This window comes from Actibacterium atlanticum, from assembly GCF_000671395.1.
Lineage (GTDB): Bacteria > Pseudomonadota > Alphaproteobacteria > Rhodobacterales > Rhodobacteraceae > Actibacterium_D > Actibacterium_D atlanticum.
On record NZ_AQQY01000013.1, the window covers coordinates 1 to 22,972 of the forward strand.

Consider the following 22,972-nt stretch of genomic DNA (forward strand, 5'->3'; position numbering starts at 1 on the left):
AGCAGTTGCCAGAGTGGTCATGCCATCGTCGGCTGCATAGATAACAGCGAAGCCCAGGCCAACCACAGCAGCGGTCAGAACAACCCAGTCAACGGTTACAGCGCCGGATTCGTCGTTGTGGAATTTCTTGATCATGTCGAACAGTTTCATTTTAAGTCCCTCTCAAGGTTAATCGCATCATTGCGGAGCGTGACGATGATTTCCCAGACTGCCTCTGTTTTTGTCTGAGCATCGCCGTGCCATGGGTGCAATCTGCTGTTGGATTGGGGCAGCAATTGGGCGCGGCTTTGGCAATTTTGGAGAGAGTGAATTTTCTCAATAAAAACTGCATAAATACCTGTTTTAAAAAGATAATAAATTTAAAGAAATTTGCATTCATTGTGAAATCCACTGCAATCAATACACTTTTGGGGTGTGTCTTAGGCCTGTCAGGATCGAATTTAATGGTCATCGGACCCGTTTTTTGAAAGACTTGGCGCAACAAGACGGGGCAGAGCAGGACCCTCGCTATGAAAAAACTTATTCCCGCTGCGATTGCTTTGGCCTGCATGATCCATGGGCCAGCATTCGCTGAGGCACCGCCGCCTTATCCGGATTTCACCTTTAAGCGGGTGAAGCCCCCGTCGGCGGGTCAAAAGAAGATTGATGTTCAGATCACGCCTCAGCTTCCTGCGGTGCCCGAAGCTCCTGAGCAGGCGACCCCCGGCGCATTGCCTACCATTCCTAGCGGGCGCTACGCTTGGTATTGGTCATTGGTGTCGCCGGACATAGAAGATGCCAGCCCGGCGCGGCTGGAACCCATGGTTAACGCGCTGAACGAGGGGCCGGATGGCTCTCAGGTGGCCGCACCGCGGTTGCAGCATATGCAAGAGATCGCGCGGCTCCATGGCATCGAAATACTGAAGTCCACGGTCGGGACACAGGTGTCACCAGCCTTGGTTCTCGCGGTGATGACGGTTGAAAGCGGCGGGCGCGCAGATGTTGAAAGCGGGGCAGGGGCCGTGGGGCTGATGCAACTGATGCCCGCAACCGCCGAGAGGTTCGGGGTCGAGGACCGGTCCGACCCGGCACAGAACATTCGTGGTGGCGTGGCCTATTTGAATTGGTTGATGTCCGAGTTCAAAAAGGATCCGGCCTTGGTTCTGGCGGCCTATAATGCAGGTGAAAATGCGGTGCGCACCAAACAGGGTGTGCCGCCCTATCCCGAGACGCGGGACTATGTGCCCAAGGTGCTGGCAGCCTGGGCCGTGGCCAAGGGGCTATGTATCACCCCGCCCGAATTGGTCAGCGACGGCTGCGTGTTCCGGGTGATGACTGCGGGCTGAGTTCAAGCATCTTCCCTAAATTGTGATGGAAATCGCGAAAACATTACTTGTGCACATGTGCACTAACGAGGCCGTGATATCACGCTCGTGTGCATTGAAGTGAGCGGGGTTCATCTCCAATTCCAGTTCATCGGCGGGCAACACTGTTCGCCAAACCTTATGAACTCGACTGGAGATTGAACGATGAAAAAACTGATCCTGACCACCGCAATCATTCTTGGCGCCGCAGCCCCCACTTTTGCTGACACGTCGAACAGCCACTTCATCCAAGAGCTGGAACGCAGCTCGGACGGCGAAGATCGCTTCCTGGCCCGTCAGCTGAAAAAAGGCGCTGTAAAGCCTGCCGCCACGGTGTCTTCGAAAAGCACTGAGTTTGGCAGCCATTTCGTTGAAGAGCTTGCCCGCAGCGCAGATGGCGAAGACGCCTTCCTGGCGCGCCAGATCGCCAAGAACAACGTCACCGGTACCACCTTTGTAACCTCGGGTGTCTCTGAGCACCGCATTCAGGAACTGCTGCGCAGCAACGAAGGCTCGGACCGTTTCCTGGCCAAGCAACTGATCAAAAAGGGTGTTGTCGTTCAATAAGAACGACAGCCCACCTCACCAACATAAAAACTCGACTGGAGATTGAACGATGAAAAAACTGATCCTGACCACCGCAATCATTCTTGGCGCCGCAGCCCTCACTTTTGCTGACACGTCGAACAGCCACTTCATCCAAGAGCTGGAACGCAGCTCGGATGGTGCGGACCGCTTTCTGGCCCGTCAGCTGAAAAAGGGCGCAGTGGCGTCGTCTGCTTCGGTGTCTTCGAAAAGCACTGAGTTTGGCAGCCATTTCGTTGAAGAGCTTGCCCGCAGCGCAGACGGCGAAGACGCCTTCCTGGCGCGCCAGATCGCCAAGAACAACGTCACCGGTACCACCTTTGTAACCTCGGGTGTCTCTGAGCACCGCATTCAGGAACTGCTGCGCAGCAACGAAGGCTCGGACCGTTTCCTGGCCAAGCAACTGATCAAAAGCGGTGTTGTCGCCAACTAAGACCTAACGTTTTTCCCTCCCAAATAGAAACGGGGGCCGGTTTCGGCCCCCGTTTTACGTTTTAGGACGTCAAACCTAGTTGACGATTGTCGCCTCCGTGGCGGCGCGCAGGTCTTCGTCGCTGACACCATCGGCCAGTTCGACGATCTTCAGACCGCCCTCAACCACGTCCAGCACACCCAGATTGGTGATAATCCGATCAACCACGCCCTTGCCGGTCAGCGGCAGGGTGCACTCTTTCAGCAATTTGCTGTCGCCATGCTTGTTGGTGTGATCCATCACCACCACCACGCGGCCCACGCCCGCAACCAGATCCATGGCGCCGCCCATGCCTTTGACTAGTTTGCCGGGGATCATCCAGTTGGCCAGATCGCCTTTTTCATCCACTTCCATCGCACCCAGGATCGCCGCAGCAATCTTGCCACCACGGATCATGCCAAAGCTGGTCGCGCTGTCGAAATAAGCGGTGTTGGGCACTTCGGTGATGGTTTGCTTGCCCGCGTTGATCAGATCGGGGTCTTCGTCGCCTTCATAGGGGAAGGGGCCCATGCCCAGCATGCCGTTTTCCGACTGTAGAGTTACCGTCACACCTTCGGGGATAAAGTTGGGAACCAGCGTCGGAATACCGATGCCAAGGTTCACATAGGTGCCGTCTTCCAGTTCCAGCGCCGCGCGGGCGGCCATTTGATTGCGGTCCCAAGCCATGGTTTGACCCTTCCTCTCTCTCGTCTTCTATGTTCCGGTTTTCAGATCGCGGCCCGGTGCCAGGCAGCGGCTTAAAAAGTGTTTCATCACCAACACGCCGTATTCCGCATTCATGTGATTGTACTCTTCCTGCGCGTGGATGCTGGAATCCAGCAAACGGCGCGCCCCAAGCGAATAGGCCGGGTCGGTCAGACCAACATCGGTCAGTGTCTCTGCCGGGTGCGGCAGCAAAGTCGCTCCGGTGCGTTCAAACGCGGCGGTCAATTTTTGCCAGTACCGGGTGCGCATCCAAAGCAACCGCTCTGTGTCGGCGCAAAGAACGCACCACGATAGAAACTTTAAATCCCCTGACTCAAGGCAGCGTTCGTCTGGATAGGGCTGCGGATGAATCCAAAGCCGGGGCGTTTCCCAGTTGTGCCAGGACTCGTGCTTGATCCGCGTTTGGCAAAATGCCTCAAGGATGGCGTCAAAGGCGCTCAGCGACATGCGCCGTTCCAGATCGGCCTGCGGGGCCGTGTCGATGTTATACACGGATAGCACATCGGCCAGCTCATCTTCCCGCAATTCGCGGCCGCCAAACAGGACGTGATCGAAGGTGGTAAAATCAATCCGCCGCGCACCGCTGTTGCCAAAGATGATCTCATCGTCATTCGGGGTTTCAGTATGAAACCCGAACATCATGTCCTTTAACCCCATGCCACGTGCGGCGGCGCCCGTAGAGGCGAAAAAGATCATTTCAACATCGGGATAGTCGCCACAGATTTGGTCCCACCCAAGCTTGAGCGCCCCAACATGCGAATGTCCAACGACTGCGATCCTGGTCATGGCGCAAACGCCTCTATCAAGGCGTCCTCGCAGCTGGGGTCAAACGCGACCCCGGCGTTTGGCTTTGGCTGCGCCGCCTTTTGCTTTACGCCATGGGCGCCCAAAAACATGTTCATCGCCGCATTCACGCCCGAGCGGGTGACACTGCGCATGTTCTGATTGAAATACAGCCCGCGCGCCTTGGGGGAGGTGATCAATTCGTACGAGGGCACGTAATCCACATTGCGGTATTTGTTGACCAGCGTGCCACACACGGCCCGCAAAACCGCTTTCGAATAGCATGTCGCCACTTCAATATGCTGGTTTGCGGCCGTCGCTGTCAGCGGCACCGGGGATACCGTGACCAGAATGCGGATTTTGGGGTTCCATTCCAGCAGCCGCTTGCGCACCGCTGTAAAGTCCGCCAGAACCTCGTTGAAGGCGAGGTTCTTGAACTCAAACAGTTCCGGATCATAGGTGCCGGCAACGACACCGGGCGCCGAGGGATACACAGTCCCACTTTCGCGATGCAGCCAGCATTCGGTCAGCCCGAAGGTAAAGACAAAGACATCGGCAGCCTGAAACAGCTCTTTGATTGAGGCCAGATGCGTGGCGCGATGGGCCAGAACCGTCTCTTCATCCGGCAAGCCGTCAGGTTCAACGCCGGGACGCTGGGCATCATAGAAACGGCCGTCTTTTTCCCATACGGGCAGGGCAGGAGAGATTTCTCCGCAGACCTCTTCCAACAGCTGTTTCAGATGACGCGCGGTATAGATGTTGCCATAGCGTGCTGAATACACGCCATAGCCGAACTTGTTCGCCACCTGCTGGGGCACGTATGGCGGCAGGGGCTCGGCATCAAGTACGTCAAAGTCAGCCTGACGCAAGGCCCGTCCGATGTGTTGGGCAAAGCAGCTGCCGGCGGTGACGATGCTGTGCTTCTGGCGCAGCTTGAACCGGGGGTGGTACAGGTCTCCGGGGTGCAGCGGATCGCGTTCCGCTACACCTGTCCGCCAGAACGCGCGTTCCGGCTGTGTGTCATAGGGAGAGCCCATCGCACCATCCGCGCCCGCTTAGGCCGCGGGGCGTGTGGTCCGCTGTTCGATGCGCTTTTCGTGCTCGCCCTGAATCAGGCGGTGCACGTAAATGCCCGGCAGGTGGATCAGGTCAGGGTCAAGGCTGCCTACGGGGACGATCTCTTCGACCTCCATAATGCAGGTCTTGCCGCACATCGCTGCGGGCGGGTTAAAGTTACGCGCCGTTTTGCGGAAGATCGCATTGCCGGTTTCGTCGGCTTTCCACGCCTTCACAATGGAAATATCGGCGAAAATGCCTTCTTCCATGATGAATTCTTCGCCGTTGAAGGTCTTGGATTCCTTGCCCTCGGCAATCACGGTGCCCACACCGGTCTTGGTATAGAAGCCAGGGATGCCATGACCACCAGCGCGCATGCGCTCGGCCAGGGTGCCTTGGGGGTTGAATTCCAGCTCCAGCTCGCCCGACAGATACTGACGCATGAATTCGGCGTTTTCACCCACATAGGACGACATCATTTTCTTGATCTGCTTGGTGTCCAGCAGCTTGCCAAGACCAAAGCCATCCACACCGCAGTTATTCGAGGCAATGGTCAGATCCTTGACGCCGCTTTCAACCAAAGCGTCGATCAGCAGTTCAGGAATGCCACACAGCCCGAACCCGCCCGCAGCAATGAACATGCCGTCTTCCAGCAGCCCGTCCAGCGCGTCAGCGGCATTTGCGTAGATTTTACTCATGTGTCCCCCTCAAATGATTTGCGTAACTTTTGCGTCGCAGCGAAGCAGAGTCAAACCCTAGAATGCATGCGCGGCATAAGAATTACGCCATGATACTTGCCAAATTGGTGAACTTCGCACCCGTCACGAAGACTTCTTGCGCGTGGTCTTGCGTTTTGTGCCCTTCTTGGCCGCTTTTTCGGCGATCAGCTGCACGGCCATTTCCATGGTTACATCCGCTGGTTCCACGTCTTTGGGCAGGGTCGCGTTGACCTTTTCCCACTTCACGTAAGGGCCGTAGCGCCCTTCCATCACGTTGACGGGGCCACCATCATCGGGGTGCTCCCCCAGTTCCTTCAGTGGTTTCGCCGGGGCTGAATTGCCGCGACGTCCCGGATTGGCGCGTTTTTCCGCCAACAGTTCCACCGCGCGGTTCATGCCGATCTCAAACACGTCCGAGGCATCTTTGACATTGGCGTAGACCGGCTTGGCCTCTGATTCCAACTTATGCATCACATAGGGGCCAAAGCGCCCGAAGTTGGTGGTGATCATGCCGCCTTCGGGGTGGTCTCCCACTTCGCGCGGCAGGTTCAGCAGCATCATCGCCTGATCAAATGTCAGGGTTTCCGGGGTCCATCCCAGCTGCTCGGCGGTTTTGCCTTTGGGCAGGCTGGCGCGCGGTGGCTTGGGGATGTCTTCGGTCGGCTCGCCCTTTTGCACATAGGGGCCAAAGCGGCCAACGCGCAGGGTGATTTCGTCCTCGCCGTCATGGCCCAGCACCTTGCCGTCCAGTTCCGCATTTGCACTGTCGGCCGACACCGACAAAGCGCGGGTATAGCGGCATTCGGGGTAGTTGTTACAGCCGATGAAGGCCCCACCCGAACGGGCGGTTTTCAGGTTCAGCTGTCCATTGCCGCATTTCGGACAAATGCGAGGGTTTGATCCGTCTTCCGTGGGTGGGAACAAATGCGGTGCCAACACGTCGTTGATCTTTTCCAGCACCTCTGAAATGCGCAAATCCGCAGTTTCGGCAATCGCGGCCGAGAAATCTTTCCAGAACTTGGCCAGCACATCGATGTATTCTGCCTCACCGGCCGAGACATCATCCAGCTCGCCTTCAAGGTTCGCGGTGAACTCATAGCCCACGTATTTGCGGAAATAGTTGGTCAGGAACGCCGTGACCAAGCGGCCCTTATCCTCGGGGATCAGGCGGTTCTTGTCTTTCAGCACATAGCCGCGATCCTGAATCGTCGTGACGATCGAGGCATAGGTTGACGGGCGGCCAATGCCCAGCTCTTCCATCCGTTTGACCAGCGTCGCCTCGGTATAGCGGGGCGGGGGCTGGGTGAAATGCTGCTCGGGGGTGACGCTTTCCTTGGCGGCAGGTTCGCCTTGGGCGATCTGGGGCAGGCGCTTGTCGTCATCATCCACGACCACGTCATCGCGGCCTTCCTCGTAGACCTTCATAAAGCCGTCAAACAGCACAACCTGACCGGTGGCGCGCAGCACGATCTGGGCGTCATCGCTGCCAATGTCCACAGTGGTGCGTTCCATCTTGGCGCCGGCCATCTGGCTGGCCAGCGTCCGTTTCCAGATCAGATCATAAAGCTTGCGCTGATCAGGTTCTGAAACTTTCAAACTGGCCGCATCGCGCGACATATCCGTCGGGCGGATACATTCGTGCGCTTCCTGGGCATTTTTGGCTTTGTTCTTATAAATCCGGGGCTTATCGGGCACGTACTCAGCACCATACCGGCTGCCGATTTCCTCGCGCGCCATGGTTACGGCCTCGGGCGCCATATCGATACCGTCGGTTCGCATATAGGTGATCAACCCGGCTTCATACAGGCGCTGGGCGCAGCTCATGGTGTGGCGCGCGCCAAAGCCGAACTTGCGGCTGGCTTCCTGTTGCAGGGTCGAGGTCATGAACGGCGCCGAAGGGTTGCGGCTGGCCGGTTTGGCCTCCACCGATTTCACCGTCAGATCGCGGCTGTTGATTGCCTGCACTGCCAGCTCGGCAGCGGCAGCATTTTCGATGCTGTATTTATCCAGCTTCTCGCCGCCCAGTACCGTCAGGCGGGCCTCAAAGCTCTGGCCACGCGGGGTGGTCAGCACTGCTTTGACCGACCAGTATTCGCGCGGCTTAAACGCCTCGATCTCCATCTCGCGTTCCACGATCAGACGCAGACAAACCGATTGCACCCGCCCCGCTGATTTCGCACCCGGCAGTTTGCGCCACAGCACCGGCGACAGGTTGAACCCCACCAGATAGTCCAGCGCCCGGCGCGCCAGATAGGCGTGCACAAGGTCTTCATCCACCTGACGCGGGGCTTTCATCGCCTCGGTCACCGCCGATTTGGTGATCGCGTTGAACACCACACGGCTGACCGGCGTGTCCTTCTTAATAGCGCGGCGTTTGCGCAACGCCTCTTCCAGATGCCAGCTGATCGCCTCTCCCTCGCGGTCGGGGTCGGTTGCGAGGATCAGTTCGTTGTCGTCTTTCAGCGCATCGGCGATGGCTTTGACATGCTTGCGGCTGTCGGTTGCGATCTCCCACAGCATTTCGAAATTGTTATCCGTGTCGACAGAGCCATCCTTGGGCGGCAGGTCGCGCACATGCCCGTAGGAGGCCAGCACCGTATAGTCTTTGCCAAGGTACTTGTTGATCGTTTTGGCTTTGGCCGGGGACTCTACAACGACGACGGGCATGAATTTCCTTTCGACTCGGGCAAAATGGCCCTTGGCGGCGCAAAATGTGTCGCGATTGGCGGGATTGTCAATGGATTGAAAAGCAGCTTTAGCCCACGCCCCGTAGGGGCGGAAAAATTGGGCGCCTATATACAAGAGTGTTCCGGTGGATATTTCGCAGGCCAGGGGCGCAGGTACTGCCTAATGCTTCAGCGCGATCAACCCGCCCGATTGCCGCTCGATCCGGCCATCCAGTTCAAGGTTCACCAATTCTGGCGTAACCTCGCCAGCGGGCCGTTTAAGATCGCGGATCAATTGGTCCTCAGCCATGGGCGAGGGGCCAAGCCGGTGCAATATCTGATCATGCAGCGCACGGGTCTGGACGCGCGGGCGTTCTGCGGGGCCTTCCGGCACCAGGGGCAACTCGGCCTGCGTCTGCGTGGCCGGACCGATGGCTTCGATGATGTCATCGATTCCGCGCACCAAAGTCGCGCCATCGCGGATCAACATGTTGCAGCCTCCGGCGCGGGCATCAAACGGGTGGCCGGGCACCACCAGCACCTCGCGCCCCTGATCCAGCGCGTTGCGTGCGGTGATCAGGCTGCCTGACCGCGCGGCGGCTTCAACCACCACCACGGCCCGCGCCATGCCCGAGATGATCCGGTTACGGCGGGGGAAATGGCGCGCTTGTGGCTGCAATCCGATGGGTTGTTCGGATATTAAAGCGCCGGATTTGGCTATTTCTTCGGTCAGGTCGGCGTTTTCGCGCGGGTAAACCACATCCACCCCACCTGCCAGCACCGCGACCGTCCCACCGGGCAGCGAGGCCGAGTGACAGGCGGTATCAACCCCGCGGGCCAGCCCGGAAACGGTGACAAACCCCGCCTCAGACAAGTCTGCGGCCAGTTTGCGCGCCATGCGTTGCCCCAAGGACGATGCATTGCGCGCCCCGACCAGCGCCACCATCGGACGGTGCAAAAGCGCCGTTTCGCCCCGCACCCAAACCAGCGGCGGCGCATCGGATATATCACGCAGGGCCGGGGGGTAGTCGGGGCAGGCGCAGCTGATCAGCCTTGCCCCGACACGCCTGCCTGCCTGCAACTCGCGCTGCGCAGAGACGGCATCACAAACCTGATAGCCTTTGACACCGGCGGCGCGGGCAATCTCTGGCAGCTCCTCCAACGCCGAGTGCGCATCGCCATGTTCATCCATCAGCCTGTGGAAAGTCACCGCCCCTACGCGGCGCGAGCGAATGAGGCGAAGCCATGCCACCAGGGTGTCTTCCCTGTCGGGTGGTGCGAGGGGGGGAAAGGAAGAATTCAGATCCACCGGTTACAAAGCTCCGCTCATTACACCCTTACGATTCCCCATCAGGGTTAACGAGGTGTGAACGTTGCTCGTAAAAGGTGAAAAATATCAGGTGGCCGAGCCCCCGACGGTCAGTCCTCCGATCATCAGCGTGGGCTGGCCCACGCCGACCGGCACCCATTGCCCCGCCTTGCCGCAGTTCCCAATGCCGGGGTCCAGCGCCATGTCGTTGCCGATGGCACGAATCTGCTGCATTGCCGTGGCGCCATCGCCGATCAGGGTCGCGCCTTTGACCGGCGCACCGACTTTGCCGTTTTCCACGCGGTATGCTTCGGTGCAGGAAAACACGAACTTGCCATTGGTGATATCAACCTGCCCGCCGCCAAAGCCAACCGCGTAAATCCCGTCCTTCAGATCGGCGACGATGTCCCCCGGCGCGGTGTCGCCGCCCAACATATAGGTGTTGGTCATGCGCGGCATCGGCGCATGGGCATAGCTTTCGCGGCGCCCGTTGCCGGTGGGGGCCACATCCATCAGGCGCGCGTTCTGGCGATCCTGCATATAGCCCACAAGAATCCCGTCCTCGATCAGGACGTTTTTGGCCGACGGCGTGCCTTCATCATCAAAGGTGATCGAGCCGCGCCGATCCGGAATCGTGCCGTCATCCAGCACCGTCACCCCCTTAGAGGCGACCCGTTCACCAACCAGCCCGGAAAACGCCGAACTTCCCTTGCGGTTGAAATCCCCCTCTAACCCGTGGCCGACAGCTTCGTGCAACAGGATGCCGGGCCAACCGGCGCCAAGGACCACGTCCATAACCCCTGCCGGGGCCGGGGTGGCATCCAGATTCACCAACGCGATGCGCAGCGCTTCGCGCACTTCGCCCTGCCAATGATCGGGTTGCATCATGGCCGCCAATCCGGCGCGCCCGCCGCCACCCGCGCGGCCGCTTTCACGTCGACCGTCCTTTTCGACAATCACCGATACATGCAGCTGCGACATCGGGCGGGTATCATTCAGCAACTGGCCATCGGGACGCAGGATGAAGACTTCTTGCAACGAGGCCGAGATACTGGCCGACACCTGCACCACGCGCGGGTCAAGGGCGCGGGCAAACGCGTCGATCTCGCGCAGCAGTTCGATCTTTACCGGAAAGGCGGCTTCTTCGATCGGGTCGGCGTCAGAATAGAGCCGGCGATTCGTGGGTTGCGGGCCGGGTGCCATCACGCCGCCGCCATCGCCAACGGCCAGACGGACCGTCGCACTGGCGCGCTCCAGGGCGCCGTGGCTGATTTCGGATGAATGGGCGTAACCGGCGGTTTCCCCCCGCACGGCGCGCAGACCGATTCCCTCCAGCGCGTCATAGCTGGCATTGCGGATTCGACCATCGTCGTAGAGCACGTCCTCTGAGCGACGACGTTCCAGAAACAGCTCCCCGTCATCGGCACCTGCGGCAGCATGTCGCAGGGTATTAAGGGCCTTTTCAAGGTCCAGGCAGTCATTAAAGGGGCTGAAAGGACGTTCGGGCATTTGCAATTTCCTGAATGTGTCTTTGACGTGGGTCAAGTTGCGACGTTAACACACAACATGCGCTTGTCTTGGTTCGCCCAATATGGTTTTTGAGGGCAGGGAAAACAACGGCATTCCGTCCGGGGGTGCCGTTTGGCGGTTTTTGCCGCATACTGATAGGGAGAAACCATGCGGATTTCGACATCGCTCTCCGGCCTCACGGCCGCTTTTGCTGCAACCATTTCCACCTCTGCGGCTTTCGCGCAGGACGGTCTGGAAATCATCGGGCAGCCGTCGCCGGGGGAGCTGGGATTTCAACCGGCCGCAACCGAGCTTGCACGCGATATTCAGGGGCTGGATCACTTCCTGCTCTATATCATCACCGTGATCAGCGTCTTCGTCGCTGGATTGATGCTGTATGTGTTCGTGCGTCACAACAAACGTTCGAACCCCACACCTGCGACCTTCACACATAACTCGCCGCTGGAAGTGGCATGGACGATCGTTCCGATTGTCGTGCTGGTTGTCATCGGCGCTTTCTCGCTGCCGGTTCTGTTCAAGCAGCTGGAAATTCCTGAGGCCGACGTGACCGTCAAGATCACCGGTTATCAGTGGTACTGGGGCTATGAATATCCTGACCACGAATTCCAGTTCGACAGCTACATGATCGGCGCTGATGAAGGCTTCGTTTACAACGATGCCGTTGAACAGCAACTGGCCGAGGCTGGCTATACCAAGGACCAGTGGCTGCTGGCCACCGACACCGCAATGGTTGTGCCGACCGGCAAAAACGTTGTGATCCAGGTGACCGCTGCTGACGTGATCCACGCCTGGACCATCCCTGCCTTTGGCGTGAAGCAAGACGCCGTTCCGGGCCGTCTGGCTGAACTGTGGTTCAACGTCGACGAAGGCAAAGAAGGCATCTACTTCGGCCAGTGTTCGGAACTGTGCGGCCAAGCCCACACCTATATGCCGATCACCGTTAAGGCGGTTACTCAGGAAGAGTACGAAGCCTGGCTGGAAACCGCCAAAGAAGAGTACGCCGGCGCGCCGGCTGACCTTCAGGTCGCTTCGGCTGACTAACGTTACAGGTAAGGGCTGGCGCCCAAGCGTCGGCCCTACCCAAAACGCGAGGACCGCATGACAGACACCACCGCAGCATTCGAACGCACGACGGCCACCACCGGAGAGGCAAGCTTTGGCGATTTCATCGCGCTGCTGAAACCCCGCGTGATGTCATTGGTGGTGTTCACCGCGCTGGCCGGTCTGGCTGTGGCGCCCGGGTCTGTGCACCCGTTTGTCGCTTTCGTGTCGATCCTGTGCATCGCCATCGGTGGCGGCGCATCCGGCGCGCTGAACATGTGGTGGGATGCGGATATCGACCGCATCATGAAACGCACCCAGAACCGGCCGATCCCGGCAGGTAAGGTTTCACCGCAAGAAGCCTTGGGCTTTGGTCTGGCCCTGTCTGGATTTGCCGTGGTGATGCTGGGCCTTGCCGCCAACTGGGCCGCAGCGGGCCTGCTGGCCTTTACGATCTTCTTCTATGTCGTGATCTATTCGATGTGGCTGAAACGCTCGACCCCTCAGAACATCGTGATCGGTGGCGCCGCGGGTGCCTTCCCGCCGATGATCGGTTGGGCGGTTGTGACGGGCGATGTGGCCAGCGTTGAAAGCGTGCTGATGTTTGCGCTGATCTTCATGTGGACGCCGCCGCACTTCTGGTCGCTGGCGCTGTTCATGAAGGAAGACTATTCCAATGCGGGCGTGCCGATGCTGACCGTGACCCACGGCCGCAAATCGACCCGCACCCATATTCTGGTTTACACCCTGTTGCTGGCCCCGATGGCGCTGGCGATTGCCGCAACCTCAATCGGCGGGCCGATCTATCTGATCGCCTCGGGCGTTTTGAACGCCATGTTCGTGCGCAAGGCCTTTGCCCTGTGGCGCCGCCCCGAGGAAGACGCGCAGGCCGACAAATACGCCGCCGAGAAAAAGTTCTTCAAGTTCTCGCTGATCTACCTGTTCCTGCACTTCGTTGCCCTGATGGCGCAGGCCGGTCTGGCCCCCTTCGGATTGGGAGGCTGGTAAGATGGCGTTCAAAGAAGATCACGAACTGCACAAACGCCGCTTTGGCCGGAACATGGGCCTTTTGGCCGTGTTGCTGACCTTTGTCGGGATCGTGTTTGGCCTGACCATTGTCAAAGTCTCCAATGGCGAAAGCATCGAAGGCTTTGACCACACGGTGCGCTATTCGCTGGAACCCAAGGAGGGCAGCCAATGACGGCGCAGGCCCCCAAGACTCGCAAGACAGTCATCCAGCTGGTCTCGGTCGTGGTGTTCATGGGCGCGATGGCCTGGGCCGCGGTACCGTTTTACAACTGGTTCTGCGCGGTCACCGGCTTTGGTGGTGTAACCGTCACCGCCGAAGAAGGCTCGGACGTGATTCTGGACGAAACCATCACCATTCGGTTTGATGCGTCCAAGGCCGCCAAGTTCCCGTGGGAGTTCAAACCCGTCGCCCGCACCATGGAAGTGCGGCTGGGCGAAACCGGGCTGGCCTTCTATGAAGCCTACAACCCAACGGATGAACCCGTCGCCGGCAGCGCCAGCTACAACGTCGCGCCTTTCTCGGCAGGGGGCTATTTCACCAAGATCGACTGTTTCTGTTTCGAAATGCAGGTGCTGGAACCCGGCGAGCGGGTGATGATGCCGGTGACCTTCTATGTGGATCCTGAAATTCTGGAACACCGCGAAGCGAAATACGTACACACGATCACACTTAGTTACACCTTTCATCGGGCAGATTTGCCCGAGGACTATCAAACACAAGCAGCGCTGGATTTGGGAAAGTCCAGCGTTCAGACACAGTGACCACGGTCATAACGAGGGAGGCCAAGACGCATGGCTCATGAGAAAAACCACGACTATCACATCATAAACCCCTCCATCTGGCCCTTCGTCGGCGCGATCGCGGGTTTTGCCATGTTGCTTGGCGCCGTCGTCTTTATGACCGGCGAGGCCACCTTTCTGTTTGGCACCATCACCGTCAGCGGCCCGTGGCTGTTCTTTGCCGGGCTGATCGGCGTTCTGTACGTCATGTTCACATGGTGGTCGGATGTTGTCGCTGAAAGCAACTCGGGCGATCACACACCGGTTGTCCGCATCGGCCTGCGCTACGGCTTTGTGCTGTTCATCATGTCCGAAGTGATGTTCTTTGCCGCCTGGTTCTGGAGCTTCTTCAAACACGCTATCTATCCGATGGGTCCCGACAGCCCCAAAGTGGACGGCGTCTGGCCGCCGGCTGGTATCGAAACCTTTGATCCCTGGCACCTGCCGCTGATCAACACGCTGATCCTGCTGTGCTCGGGCGCTGCGGCCACTTGGGCCCACCACGCGCTGGTGCATGAAAACAACCGCAAAGACATGCGTAACGGCCTGATCCTTGCCGTCGCTCTGGGCCTGATCTTCACCTACTTCCAGGCCTATGAATACAGCCACGCGGCCTTTGGCTTCTCGGGCAACATCTATGGCGCCAACTTCTTCATGGCCACGGGCTTCCACGGGGCGCACGTGATCATCGGTACCATCTTCCTGTTCATCTGCCTGCTGCGCCTGCAGAAGGGCCACTTCACCCCCGAAAAGCACGTCGGGTTCGAGGCCGCTGCGTGGTACTGGCACTTTGTGGATGTGGTCTGGCTGTTCCTGTTCGCCGCAGTTTACATCTGGGGCGGCTAACAGCTTGCGCGCCTTGCGCGACTGCTGATACCAAATCTTACGGGCGCGGGGGCAACCTCGCGCCTTTGTCTATCGAGGGGAATGACATGCGGCGCGCGATCTGGCCATTGCTGTTTGGTCTTTGGGGGGCTGGAATCCTGATCTGGCTGGGCACGTGGCAGATGCAGCGGCTGGAATGGAAAGAGGCCGTACTGGCCGAGATTGACGCCCGCATCGGCGGCACGCCCATCGCCGTGCCCGCACAGCCCGACCCGGTCGCAGATCGCTTTCTGCCCGTCACCGCCACCGGCACGCTGGAACCCGGCGTGCTGGTTCTGGCCTCGGTCAAGCTGATCGGGGCAGGGCACCGCGTGGTCGATGTGCTTGATATGGGCGACCGCCGCGTGCTTTTGGATCGCGGCTTTTTGAAGCTGCAGGACCAGCCCGGCCCGCGCCCCGATCAGATCACCGTCACCGGCAATCTGCATTGGCCCGATGAGGTCGATGGCTACACCCCAGACCCCGATCTGGCCAACAACCTGTGGTTTGCCCGTGACGTAGAACGGCTTGCCGCCCATCTGGGCACCGATCCGGTCCTGATCGTCGCCCGCACCATCACCCCCGCCGACCCGGTTTTGGCGCCGTTTCCCGTCAACAGCGCGGGCATCCCGAACGACCATTGGGAATATGCCGTCACCTGGTATTCGCTGGCGGTTGTCTGGCTGGGGATGACAGCGCTGCTCGTCTGGCGTATCAGGCGGGGAACCGACTAAAAGCGGAAGAATCTGATGCGTTATGTATCCACCCGGGGGCAGGCCCCGGTTCTGAGTTTCGAAGAAGCCATGATGACCGGGCTGGCCCGCGATGGCGGGCTCTATGTGCCCGAAACCATCCCCCAGATCAGCACCGATGATATCGCCGCGCTGGCGGGCAAATCCTACGAAGAGATCGCCTTTACCATCATGCGCCCCTTCATCGGCGACACCTTCACCGATGACGAATTCCGCGCCATCATCGCCCGCGCCTATGCAGGTTTCGGCCATGACGCCCGCGCGCCCTTGGTGCAACTGGACGACAACCACTTCCTGCTGGAACTGTTCCACGGCCCCACGCTGGCGTTCAAAGACTTCGCCATGCAGCTGATCGGCCAGCTGTTTCAGGCCTCGCTCAGCCGGTCGGGCAAACGGGTGACCATCGTGGGTGCCACCTCGGGCGACACCGGTTCCGCCGCGATCGAAGCCTTCCGCGGCCTGCCGAACGTGGATGTGGTGATCCTGTTCCCGCATGGTCGTGTTTCCGAGGTTCAGCGCCGTCAGATGACAACCCCGTCCGAAGATAACGTCCACGCGCTGGCGCTGGATGGTGACTTTGATGATTGTCAGGCCCGCCTGAAAGACATGTTCAACCACTTCGAGTTCCGCGATAAAGTGGGGCTTGCCGGGGTGAACTCGATCAACTGGGCGCGGGTTCTGGCGCAGGTGGTTTACTACTTCAGCTCGGCCGTCAGCCTTGGCGCGCCACACCGTAAGGTCTCTTTCACCGTGCCCACCGGCAACTTCGGCGACATTTTCGCCGGTTACATCGCCAAGCGCATGGGCCTGCCGATTGACCGCCTGATCGTCGCGACCAACCAAAACGACATTCTGCACCGCGCGCTTTCGGGGCAGGGCTATGTCACCAGCGGCGTGACGCCCTCGATCAGCCCGTCGATGGACATTCAGGTCAGCTCGAACTTTGAGCGCGCACTGTTTGACGCCTATGACCGCGACGGTGCCGCCGTGGCGCAGCTGATGGATGAACTCAAATCCGATGGCGGTTTCCAGATCAGCCAGGGCGCGATGCAGGTGCTGCAAGACCTGTTCGGCTCGGGCCGCGCCTCCGAAGACGAAACCTCGGCCACTATCACCGACATGCAGGCCCGCACCGGCGAGATTCTGTGCCCCCATTCCGCCGTCGCGGTGAAAGTTGCGCAAGAGCAGCCCAAAACTGCCACGCCAATGATCACTTTGGCCACCGCGCACCCGGCTAAGTTCCCCGCAGCGGTTGAAGCGGCCACCGGCATTCATCCGCCCCTTCCCAAGCGCATGGCTGATCTGTATGACCGATCAGAACGTGTCACCCGTGTTGCCAATGATCTGGCCGCGCTGGAGACCCTGATTAACGAGAGGCGCCGCGCTTGAGCGTAGAACTACACCGGCTGGATAACGGCTTTCGCATCGTCACCGAGGCGATGCCCGGCATGAAATCCGCCGCCATTGGCATCTGGGTGACGGCAGGTGGCCGTCACGAGCGCCTTGAACAAAACGGCATCGCCCATTTCCTTGAGCACATGGCGTTCAAGGGCACGGCCCGACGCAGCGCCTTGCAGATCGCCGAAACGATTGAAGATGTGGGCGGCTATATCAACGCCTATACCTCGCGCGAGATGACGGCCTATTACGCTCGGGTTCTGGAAACCGATGTGCCGCTGGCGCTGGATGTGATCTCGGACATCGTGCTGAACCCGGTGTTTGACCCGGCTGAAATAGAGGTCGAGCGCGGTGTGATCCTGCAGGAAATCGGTCAGGCGATGGACACGCCCGACGATGTGATCTTTGACTGGCTGCAAGAGGCCGCCTTCCCCGAACAGGCCATCGGTCGCCCGATCCTTGGCCCGGCCGAACGGGTCAGCAGCTTTGACCGCGACGATCTGTTCAAGTTTGTGCGCGAACAATACGCGCCGGATCAGATGATCCTGTCGGTTGCGGGTGCGGTGGACCACGAAGAAATCGTGCGCCTTTCTGAGGCAATCTTTGGTGGGCTGGCGCCCAGCAAGGGCGATGCTGCCACCCCGGCGCAGTTTGGCGGCGGCGAGCGGCGTGAAGAAAAAGCGCTGGAACAGGCCCATATCGCGATTGGCTTTGAAAGCCCGGGCTACCGTGACCCGGCGCGCTACGCCGCGCAGATTTTTGCCAGCACTCTGGGGGGCGGGATGTCCTCGCGCCTGTTTCAGGAGATCCGCGAAAAGCGCGGGCTGTGCTACTCGATCTTTGCGCAGGCCGGGGCCTATGCCGATACCGGCATGCTGACGATTTATGCCGGAACGTCGGGCGAAGAACTGCCCGCGCTGGCCGAATTGACCATGGACGAGCTGAAACGCGCCGCCCATGATATGACTCCGACCGAGGTTGCCCGCGCCCGCGCGCAGCTGAAGGCCGGTATGCTGATGGGGCTGGAAAGCCCGCTGTCGCGTGCTGAACGTCAGGCGCGTCTGGTCGCCACCTGGGACCGCGTGCCCGAGCTGGAAGAGACCATCGCCCGCATTGATGCGACCACCACGACAGATGTGTGCGACTTTGCCGGATCTCTGATCCTCAAGTCGCCCGCTGCGCTGGCGCTTTATGGCCCCGTCGCCAACGCGCCCGATCTGGCGGCGCTGCAAGGCAGGCTGGCTGCGTGATGCTGAACAGGCGGCGCAAGGTGCGGATTGAAACGCCGCGTATGTCCCTGCGACCGCCCGTTCATTCCGACCATGCCGCCTGGGCCAACCTGCGTCGTGACAGTCAGGACTTCCTGACCAAATGGGAACCGCGCTGGGCGCGCGATCACCTGACCAAGAAAAGCTTCACCAACCGGGTCTACTGGGCGCAACGCGCGCTGACCGGTGATACCGCCGTGCCGCTGTTCCTGATCCGCCGCTCAGACGAAGTTCTGCTGGGCGCCATCACGCTGGACAACATCCGCCGCGGCCCGGCGCAGGCCGGCACGCTGGGCTATTGGGTCGGTGCGCCCTTCGCGCGTCAGGGCTACATGCGCGAAGCCATCGAGGCGCTTGTGCATTACGCCTTTACCGAACTTGATCTCAGCCGGGTCGAGGCCGCCTGTCTGCCCGAAAACACCGCCTCGCGCGGGGTGCTGGAAAAATCCGGCTTCAAATACGAAGGCGTTGCCCAAAGCTATCTGCAAATCGACGGGCGCTGGCGCAATCACGTTTTATACGCAAATTTACGCACCGACCGGCGCGGACGCACCGAAGTGGGCCTGTCGCTGTAAAGTGATCGCTTGAAAATGCGGGTTTTGTGCTACCTTTTTGCGGAAAGGAGACGCGCATGTTTCGCCTAGCCACGCTTTTCTTGCTTGCCCTCACATGGTCTGCCTCTGCCCAAGAGCGGATCGAAAGCCATTGCCGGGCTTTGGCGCAGGCGTCTCCCAACATGGTATGGCTGGCCGGTTTCGGCACCCCCGTGGCCAAAGACAACGTACGTATCCGATACATCGACCATTCGATGTTCCTGATCGAAACGCCGGGGGGCATTACCGTGGTGACCGATTTTGCAGGCTATCTGGGGATCACCACTTTTCTGCCCGATGTCGTGACCATGAACAACTCGCACGACACCCATTTTACCAGCTACCCTGACCCTGACATCAAACATGTGCTGCAAGGCTGGCCCAGCCGCGATGGCACCCCGGCGACCCATCACCTGGATCTGGGCGAGATACTGATCCGCAACGTCACCACCGACACACGGGGCTATAGCGGACTGGCCATCGAAGACGGCAACTCGATCTTCGTATTCGAAGTCGCAGGCCTGTGCATCGGTCATCTGGGTCACCTACACCACGAACCCGATGCCCAGCAATATGCCGATCTGGGCCGGGTGGATGTGCTGCTGGCGCCGGTTGATGGCGGGCGGACACTGGACCTGCCGTCGATGATCAACGTGATCAAACGGTTGCGTTCGTCCGTGGTGATCCCGATGCACTGGTTCTCGGATTACTCGCTGGACATTTTCCTGACCGATATCGAGGCCGAATTTTCGGTGCAGCGCGCCGGGATCAACGACATCACCCTGTCTCGGTTCAGCCTTCCCGGTGCGCCCACCGTATTGGTGCTTGAGCCACAGTTCCTGTCGGACTGACTTGCGCAACCGGCGCAGGGTTGCTTAGGTGCCCGCATGTTAAACCCCGCTGACGCCCCTTTCATCTCTCAGCTGCGCGGCCTGCTGCCCGAGGCTGCCTTTCGCCCCCTGACCGATGCCTACCTGCAAGAACCGCGCGGGCGGTATCATGGGCAGGGCGGGGGGCTGGTTGCCCCCCGTTCAACCGCCGAGGTCGCACAGGTCATTCGCGCCTGTGCTGCGGCCCGTGTCGGCGTTGTGCCCTATGGCGGGGGCACCGGGCTGGTGGGCGGTCAGGTGATGGAACAAGGCCCCGCGCCGCTGATCCTGTCACTGGAGCGGATGCGCGATATCACCGTTCACCCGTCAGAAAATGTCGCCGTGGTGCAGGCCGGTGCGATCCTGCAAGACGTGCAAGAGTGCGCCGCCAAAGCCGATCGTCTGTTCCCGCTGTCACTGGCGTCCGGTGGCTCGGCCCGTATCGGCGGCGTTCTGGCGACCAATGCGGGCGGGGTGAACGTGCTGCGCTATGGCAATGCCCGTGACCTGTGTCTGGGGGTCGAGGCGGTCCTGCCCGACGGTCAGATATTCAACGGTCTGACACGCCTGCGCAAAGACAACACCGGCTATGATCTGCGTCACCTGCTGATCGGGGCCGAGGGCACGCTGGGCGTGATCACCAGCGCCGCCCTGCGCCTGTTCGCACGCCCCCGCGACGTGGCCGTTGCCATGCTGGCTGTGCCCGGCCCGGCACAGGCGCTGGACCTGCTGGCGCTGGCGGGCAAGGTGGCGGGCGAAAGCGTCTCGGCGTTTGAACTGATCAGCCGCATGGGGTTTCAGTTTCTGGCCGAAAACCTGCCCGATATCCGCCAGCCTTTTCCGCACCCGCCGGGCTGGTGCGTACTGGTGGAACTGGGCATGGGGGCAGGGGCTGCGTCCGCGATGGAACAGCTGTTTGAGCTGGGCATGGAGGCCGGGCTGGTCACCGACGGGGTCATCGCCCAGTCAAACGCGCAGGCACAGGCGCTCTGGTCGGTGCGTGAACACATCCCCGAGGCCAATCGGCGCATCGGCTCGATCTCGTCGCATGACATCTCCCTGCCGCTCTCGGCAATCCCGGACTTCATCCCGCGCGGCATCGACGCGTTGGCCAAGATTGATCAATACCGGGTCAATTGCTTTGGCCATCTGGGCGACGGCAACCTGCATTACAACGTCTTCCCGATGCCGGGCAAAGCCCGGGCTGATCACGAAGACCAGCGCGAGGCGATCAAAACCTGCGTGCATGATCTGGTGCACCAGATGGGCGGATCAGTCAGCGCCGAACATGGGATTGGGCGGCTTAAGGTGGGGGATTTGCAGAAATACGGCGATGCGGGCAAGCTATCCGCCATTCACGCCATTAAATCTGCAATAGACCCGCTGGGGATCATGAACCCAGGCGTGATCGTTCCGGGTTAAAGCCCGTCGAATTCGCACAGGACATGCACGTCCATGTCCATCTCTTCCAGGCGTTTGCGCCCGCCCAGTTCGGGCAGGTCCACGATGAAAGCGCATCCCACGATCTCTCCGCCCAGCCGTTCGATCAGCTTGATCCCGGCCTCGGCCGTGCCTCCCGTGGCCAGCAGGTCGTCGACCACCAGAATGCGTTCACCCGGCTGGATGGCGTCATCGTGGATTTCCACAATCGCCTCGCCATACTCCAGCTTATATTCTTCACTGATGGTGGTGCCGGGCAGTTTGCCCTTTTTGCGGATTGGCACAAAGCCAACCGTCAGCTGGTGCGCGATGGCCCCGCCCAGAATGAACCCGCGTGCCTCAAGCCCCACGACCTTATCAATCGGTTGCCCGGCATAAGGGTGCAGCATCTGGTCAATCGCCATGCGAAACCCGCGCGGGTCGGCAAACAGCGTGGTCACATCGCGAAACATGATCCCTTCGTGCGGGAAATCGACGATGGTGCGGATGTAATCTTTGACGGAAGAGGGGCGCGGCATCGGATCGCTCTTGCTGTTAGGCTTGGCGAATTTGTGGCCGATTGCAGCACGCAGCGCAAGGCGCGAAGGGGCCCATGGGCCCCTGCGATTACTTTTTCTTGGGCAAGTCTTGTGCAGGCTTGGTCCGCTTGGGCAGCCAGGGCAAAAGCGGTTTGCGCCGGTTCATCTGACGGCGCACCAACATGGACTGTGCAGTTAGCAGGTTCATTTTTTTGTTTCCTTCTACTCGATTCAATGTTTAACAGGGTACCGCAGAACGATATGTTATGTATATACATTGCATATCAATTTTTCAAGCCCCTCGGGATCGTGCCCAGTGAACAAGAAATCCGGTAAAAAAAGCTCTAAGAAAAACAGCCAGCTGGTGCTGCGGCTGGATAAAGAGCAACGCGACGAATTTGTTGAGCGTTGTAAAGAGCTTGATACCAGTGCGGCGCGCGAAATCCGGGGGTTTATCCGCCGGTTTCTTAAGGAAAATCCCAGCGAATAAACCGGTTTCCTCCGCAGATCACGAAGCGGTCATAAGGTCGCGGGCTTTGGACTGGGCGTGGAAATCCGCCAGCGCAACGTCAAACCCGTCCAGAGGCCAGCTCAGATCCTGCGCTTTGCCGTGCCGGTCGACAAAGACAAACCGCATCTCCCCGCCTGCCGCCATCGCCTGCAGCAGATCCGCGGCGCGGTCGCCCTCAAAGTCGCAAGACAGGCCGGTCAGGCAGCCGGGACGGCGGGTGCGCCACGTGGTTTCACCGTTTTGATCAATGCGAAATCCATTGGGGGAAAACAGCGTGCCCGGCTCCAGCCCGAATTCAATCTGCGCGCCCTCCCCTTGGGGTGTTACAAACAGAAACTGCGCCGCAAAATTCGGTGCGGGCGAAAACACATCGACATAGCGCAGGTAACAGCGTTGCACCAATGAACCGCCTTCTTCGCGCTCGTCGCAGATGGAATTCCAGATGCCGAAGGTTTCATAGTGACGGACTTTCCAGTTGCCCGCCGTGTCATTGCCCTGCAGATCCTGCGCCACGGCAGGGGCGGCCAACAGGGCGGTGAAAAGGAGCGAAACAAAGGCGCGAATAAACATGAAGACCTCCCAAGATTTGGCGGCACTGTGCTTTGCCGGTCGGCGCCTGTCTAATCACGAAGGTCTGTGTCGCGGTCACGAAGCCGATATTCCCCCGTGAGCAGGCGCTCTTTGTGCTGCGGACGCAGAAAAACCGGCCTATGGGCTATCTATCAGCGCGCAGGCGTGATA

The 22,972-nt window shown here is 59.8% G+C and carries 25 protein-coding genes; 15 read left to right on the plus strand and 10 right to left on the minus strand.

The genetic code is table 11. The annotated features are described in order from the left end of the window. Positions 1 to 151: 151 nt before the first annotated feature. Complete coding sequence (locus ATO10_RS16440) at positions 152 to 451, minus strand: hypothetical protein (protein ID WP_155886781.1); 300 nt, start codon at positions 449 to 451, stop codon at positions 152 to 154. Positions 452 to 509: 58 nt separating this feature from the next. On the opposite strand from ATO10_RS16440, the gene ATO10_RS14625 reads away from it, so the two are divergent. From ATO10_RS14625 to ATO10_RS14635, 3 genes are all read left to right on the plus strand, one after another. Continuing rightward, the gene (locus ATO10_RS14625) at positions 510 to 1,325 is read left to right on the plus strand and encodes a lytic transglycosylase domain-containing protein (RefSeq protein ID WP_035252987.1); all 816 of its coding nucleotides are present in this window, start codon (positions 510 to 512) and stop codon (positions 1,323 to 1,325) included. 183 nt (positions 1,326 to 1,508) lie between these two features. Continuing rightward, positions 1,509 to 1,910, plus strand: coding sequence for a hypothetical protein (locus ATO10_RS14630; RefSeq protein ID WP_035252990.1), 402 nt, complete (start codon positions 1,509 to 1,511; stop codon positions 1,908 to 1,910). A gap of 49 nt (positions 1,911 to 1,959) precedes the next feature. Continuing rightward, positions 1,960 to 2,361: a hypothetical protein gene (locus ATO10_RS14635; protein WP_035252992.1), complete on the plus strand. Its 402-nt coding sequence runs from the start codon at positions 1,960 to 1,962 to the stop codon at positions 2,359 to 2,361. 75 nt (positions 2,362 to 2,436) lie between these two features. Here ATO10_RS14635 and ATO10_RS14640 read toward each other — a convergent pair whose 3' ends face one another. The 7 genes from ATO10_RS14640 to tldD form a co-directional block, all read right to left on the minus strand. Further along, positions 2,437 to 3,066 carry a 3-oxoacid CoA-transferase subunit B gene (locus ATO10_RS14640; RefSeq protein WP_035252994.1) on the minus strand — a complete coding sequence of 210 codons (630 nt, stop codon included), beginning with the start codon at positions 3,064 to 3,066 and terminating at the stop codon, positions 2,437 to 2,439. Positions 3,067 to 3,093: 27 nt separating this feature from the next. Next, positions 3,094 to 3,891, minus strand: a complete 798-nt coding sequence (locus ATO10_RS14645; protein WP_035252996.1) for a hypothetical protein — start codon at positions 3,889 to 3,891, stop codon at positions 3,094 to 3,096. Then, the gene (locus ATO10_RS14650) at positions 3,888 to 4,925 is read right to left on the minus strand and encodes a GSCFA domain-containing protein (RefSeq protein WP_035252998.1); all 1,038 of its coding nucleotides are present in this window, start codon (positions 4,923 to 4,925) and stop codon (positions 3,888 to 3,890) included. Before ATO10_RS14650 ends, ATO10_RS14645 begins: the two co-directional genes overlap by 4 nt. 18 nt (positions 4,926 to 4,943) lie before the next feature. Next, positions 4,944 to 5,642: a CoA transferase subunit A gene (locus tag ATO10_RS14655; protein WP_035253000.1), complete on the minus strand. Its 699-nt coding sequence runs from the start codon at positions 5,640 to 5,642 to the stop codon at positions 4,944 to 4,946. 123 nt (positions 5,643 to 5,765) lie between these two features. Beyond that, positions 5,766 to 8,330, minus strand: a complete 2,565-nt coding sequence (gene topA, locus ATO10_RS14660; protein ID WP_035253003.1) for a type I DNA topoisomerase — start codon at positions 8,328 to 8,330, stop codon at positions 5,766 to 5,768. 180 nt (positions 8,331 to 8,510) lie between these two features. After that, positions 8,511 to 9,581, minus strand: a complete 1,071-nt coding sequence (dprA, locus tag ATO10_RS14665; protein ID WP_081806546.1) for a DNA-processing protein DprA — start codon at positions 9,579 to 9,581, stop codon at positions 8,511 to 8,513. Positions 9,582 to 9,725: 144 nt separating this feature from the next. After that, positions 9,726 to 11,147, minus strand: a complete 1,422-nt coding sequence (gene tldD / locus ATO10_RS14670; protein ID WP_035253005.1) for a metalloprotease TldD — start codon at positions 11,145 to 11,147, stop codon at positions 9,726 to 9,728. A gap of 168 nt (positions 11,148 to 11,315) precedes the next feature. Here tldD and coxB point away from each other — a divergent pair, with 168 nt between their 5' ends. The 11 genes from coxB to ATO10_RS14725 all read left to right on the plus strand — a co-directional run bounded on the left by coxB (position 11,316) and on the right by ATO10_RS14725 (position 21,184). Next, on the plus strand, positions 11,316 to 12,209 hold the full coding sequence (gene coxB / locus ATO10_RS14675) for a cytochrome c oxidase subunit II (RefSeq protein ID WP_035253007.1): 894 nt from the start codon (positions 11,316 to 11,318) through the stop codon (positions 12,207 to 12,209). 57 nt (positions 12,210 to 12,266) lie between these two features. Continuing rightward, the gene (gene cyoE, locus ATO10_RS14680) at positions 12,267 to 13,217 is read left to right on the plus strand and encodes a heme o synthase (RefSeq protein WP_035253010.1); all 951 of its coding nucleotides are present in this window, start codon (positions 12,267 to 12,269) and stop codon (positions 13,215 to 13,217) included. Position 13,218: 1 nt separating this feature from the next. After that, positions 13,219 to 13,410 carry a hypothetical protein gene (locus ATO10_RS14685; RefSeq protein WP_035253012.1) on the plus strand — a complete coding sequence of 64 codons (192 nt, stop codon included), beginning with the start codon at positions 13,219 to 13,221 and terminating at the stop codon, positions 13,408 to 13,410. Continuing rightward, a complete protein-coding gene (locus ATO10_RS14690; RefSeq protein ID WP_035253015.1) occupies positions 13,407 to 14,000 on the plus strand; it encodes a cytochrome c oxidase assembly protein in 594 nt (197 codons plus the stop codon). Before ATO10_RS14685 ends, ATO10_RS14690 begins: the two co-directional genes overlap by 4 nt. Positions 14,001 to 14,030: 30 nt before the next feature. Beyond that, positions 14,031 to 14,864 (plus strand): cytochrome c oxidase subunit 3, encoded by an 834-nt coding sequence (locus ATO10_RS14695; RefSeq protein WP_035253016.1) that lies wholly within the window; start codon positions 14,031 to 14,033, stop codon positions 14,862 to 14,864. Between the two features lie 86 nt (positions 14,865 to 14,950). Then, complete coding sequence (locus ATO10_RS14700; RefSeq protein WP_035253019.1) at positions 14,951 to 15,616, plus strand: SURF1 family protein; 666 nt, start codon at positions 14,951 to 14,953, stop codon at positions 15,614 to 15,616. Positions 15,617 to 15,631: 15 nt separating this feature from the next. Then, complete coding sequence (gene thrC, locus ATO10_RS14705; RefSeq protein ID WP_035253021.1) at positions 15,632 to 17,023, plus strand: threonine synthase; 1,392 nt, start codon at positions 15,632 to 15,634, stop codon at positions 17,021 to 17,023. Beyond that, positions 17,020 to 18,282, plus strand: a complete 1,263-nt coding sequence (locus ATO10_RS14710; RefSeq protein WP_035253023.1) for a M16 family metallopeptidase — start codon at positions 17,020 to 17,022, stop codon at positions 18,280 to 18,282. Before thrC ends, ATO10_RS14710 begins: the two co-directional genes overlap by 4 nt. After that, a complete protein-coding gene (locus ATO10_RS14715; RefSeq protein WP_035253026.1) occupies positions 18,282 to 18,875 on the plus strand; it encodes a GNAT family N-acetyltransferase in 594 nt (197 codons plus the stop codon). Before ATO10_RS14710 ends, ATO10_RS14715 begins: the two co-directional genes overlap by 1 nt. 56 nt (positions 18,876 to 18,931) lie before the next feature. Then, positions 18,932 to 19,744 carry an MBL fold metallo-hydrolase gene (locus ATO10_RS14720; protein WP_035253029.1) on the plus strand — a complete coding sequence of 271 codons (813 nt, stop codon included), beginning with the start codon at positions 18,932 to 18,934 and terminating at the stop codon, positions 19,742 to 19,744. Positions 19,745 to 19,780: 36 nt separating this feature from the next. Then, positions 19,781 to 21,184, plus strand: coding sequence for an FAD-binding oxidoreductase (locus tag ATO10_RS14725; protein ID WP_035253032.1), 1,404 nt, complete (start codon positions 19,781 to 19,783; stop codon positions 21,182 to 21,184). On the opposite strand, the gene ATO10_RS14730 is transcribed toward ATO10_RS14725, so the two are convergent. Further along, on the minus strand, positions 21,181 to 21,720 hold the full coding sequence (locus ATO10_RS14730) for an adenine phosphoribosyltransferase (protein WP_035253035.1): 540 nt from the start codon (positions 21,718 to 21,720) through the stop codon (positions 21,181 to 21,183). The two genes, ATO10_RS14725 and ATO10_RS14730, sit on opposite strands and share 4 nt — an antisense overlap. 316 nt (positions 21,721 to 22,036) lie before the next feature. Between ATO10_RS14730 and ATO10_RS16555 the strand changes: the two genes are divergently transcribed. Then, positions 22,037 to 22,210, plus strand: coding sequence for a hypothetical protein (locus ATO10_RS16555; protein WP_202898671.1), 174 nt, complete (start codon positions 22,037 to 22,039; stop codon positions 22,208 to 22,210). Positions 22,211 to 22,228: 18 nt separating this feature from the next. On the opposite strand, the gene ATO10_RS14735 is transcribed toward ATO10_RS16555, so the two are convergent. Continuing rightward, a complete protein-coding gene (locus tag ATO10_RS14735) occupies positions 22,229 to 22,801 on the minus strand; it encodes an invasion associated locus B family protein (RefSeq protein WP_035253038.1) in 573 nt (190 codons plus the stop codon). Positions 22,802 to 22,972: the final 171 nt, after the last annotated feature.

What these genes read in the sequence shown, in the direction of transcription:
- ATO10_RS16440 (WP_155886781.1), bottom strand. Translation starts at nt 451, where the DNA reads ATGACCATTAAATTCGATCCTGACAGGCCTAAGACACACCCCAAAAGT.
- ATO10_RS14625 (WP_035252987.1), top strand. Translation starts at nt 510, where the DNA reads ATGAAAAAACTTATTCCCGCTGCGATTGCTTTGGCCTGCATGATCCAT.
- ATO10_RS14630 (WP_035252990.1), top strand. Translation starts at nt 1,509, where the DNA reads ATGAAAAAACTGATCCTGACCACCGCAATCATTCTTGGCGCCGCAGCC.
- ATO10_RS14635 (WP_035252992.1), top strand. Translation starts at nt 1,960, where the DNA reads ATGAAAAAACTGATCCTGACCACCGCAATCATTCTTGGCGCCGCAGCC.
- ATO10_RS14640 (WP_035252994.1), bottom strand. Translation starts at nt 3,066, where the DNA reads ATGGCTTGGGACCGCAATCAAATGGCCGCCCGCGCGGCGCTGGAACTG.
- ATO10_RS14645 (WP_035252996.1), bottom strand. Translation starts at nt 3,891, where the DNA reads ATGACCAGGATCGCAGTCGTTGGACATTCGCATGTTGGGGCGCTCAAG.
- ATO10_RS14650 (WP_035252998.1), bottom strand. Translation starts at nt 4,925, where the DNA reads ATGGGCTCTCCCTATGACACACAGCCGGAACGCGCGTTCTGGCGGACA.
- ATO10_RS14655 (WP_035253000.1), bottom strand. Translation starts at nt 5,642, where the DNA reads ATGAGTAAAATCTACGCAAATGCCGCTGACGCGCTGGACGGGCTGCTG.
- topA (WP_035253003.1), bottom strand. Translation starts at nt 8,330, where the DNA reads ATGCCCGTCGTCGTTGTAGAGTCCCCGGCCAAAGCCAAAACGATCAAC.
- tldD (WP_035253005.1), bottom strand. Translation starts at nt 11,147, where the DNA reads ATGCCCGAACGTCCTTTCAGCCCCTTTAATGACTGCCTGGACCTTGAA.
- coxB (WP_035253007.1), top strand. Translation starts at nt 11,316, where the DNA reads ATGCGGATTTCGACATCGCTCTCCGGCCTCACGGCCGCTTTTGCTGCA.
- cyoE (WP_035253010.1), top strand. Translation starts at nt 12,267, where the DNA reads ATGACAGACACCACCGCAGCATTCGAACGCACGACGGCCACCACCGGA.
- ATO10_RS14685 (WP_035253012.1), top strand. Translation starts at nt 13,219, where the DNA reads ATGGCGTTCAAAGAAGATCACGAACTGCACAAACGCCGCTTTGGCCGG.
- ATO10_RS14690 (WP_035253015.1), top strand. Translation starts at nt 13,407, where the DNA reads ATGACGGCGCAGGCCCCCAAGACTCGCAAGACAGTCATCCAGCTGGTC.
- ATO10_RS14695 (WP_035253016.1), top strand. Translation starts at nt 14,031, where the DNA reads ATGGCTCATGAGAAAAACCACGACTATCACATCATAAACCCCTCCATC.
- ATO10_RS14700 (WP_035253019.1), top strand. Translation starts at nt 14,951, where the DNA reads ATGCGGCGCGCGATCTGGCCATTGCTGTTTGGTCTTTGGGGGGCTGGA.
- thrC (WP_035253021.1), top strand. Translation starts at nt 15,632, where the DNA reads ATGCGTTATGTATCCACCCGGGGGCAGGCCCCGGTTCTGAGTTTCGAA.
- ATO10_RS14715 (WP_035253026.1), top strand. Translation starts at nt 18,282, where the DNA reads ATGCTGAACAGGCGGCGCAAGGTGCGGATTGAAACGCCGCGTATGTCC.
- ATO10_RS14720 (WP_035253029.1), top strand. Translation starts at nt 18,932, where the DNA reads ATGTTTCGCCTAGCCACGCTTTTCTTGCTTGCCCTCACATGGTCTGCC.
- ATO10_RS14725 (WP_035253032.1), top strand. Translation starts at nt 19,781, where the DNA reads ATGTTAAACCCCGCTGACGCCCCTTTCATCTCTCAGCTGCGCGGCCTG.
- ATO10_RS14730 (WP_035253035.1), bottom strand. Translation starts at nt 21,720, where the DNA reads ATGCCGCGCCCCTCTTCCGTCAAAGATTACATCCGCACCATCGTCGAT.
- ATO10_RS14735 (WP_035253038.1), bottom strand. Translation starts at nt 22,801, where the DNA reads ATGTTTATTCGCGCCTTTGTTTCGCTCCTTTTCACCGCCCTGTTGGCC.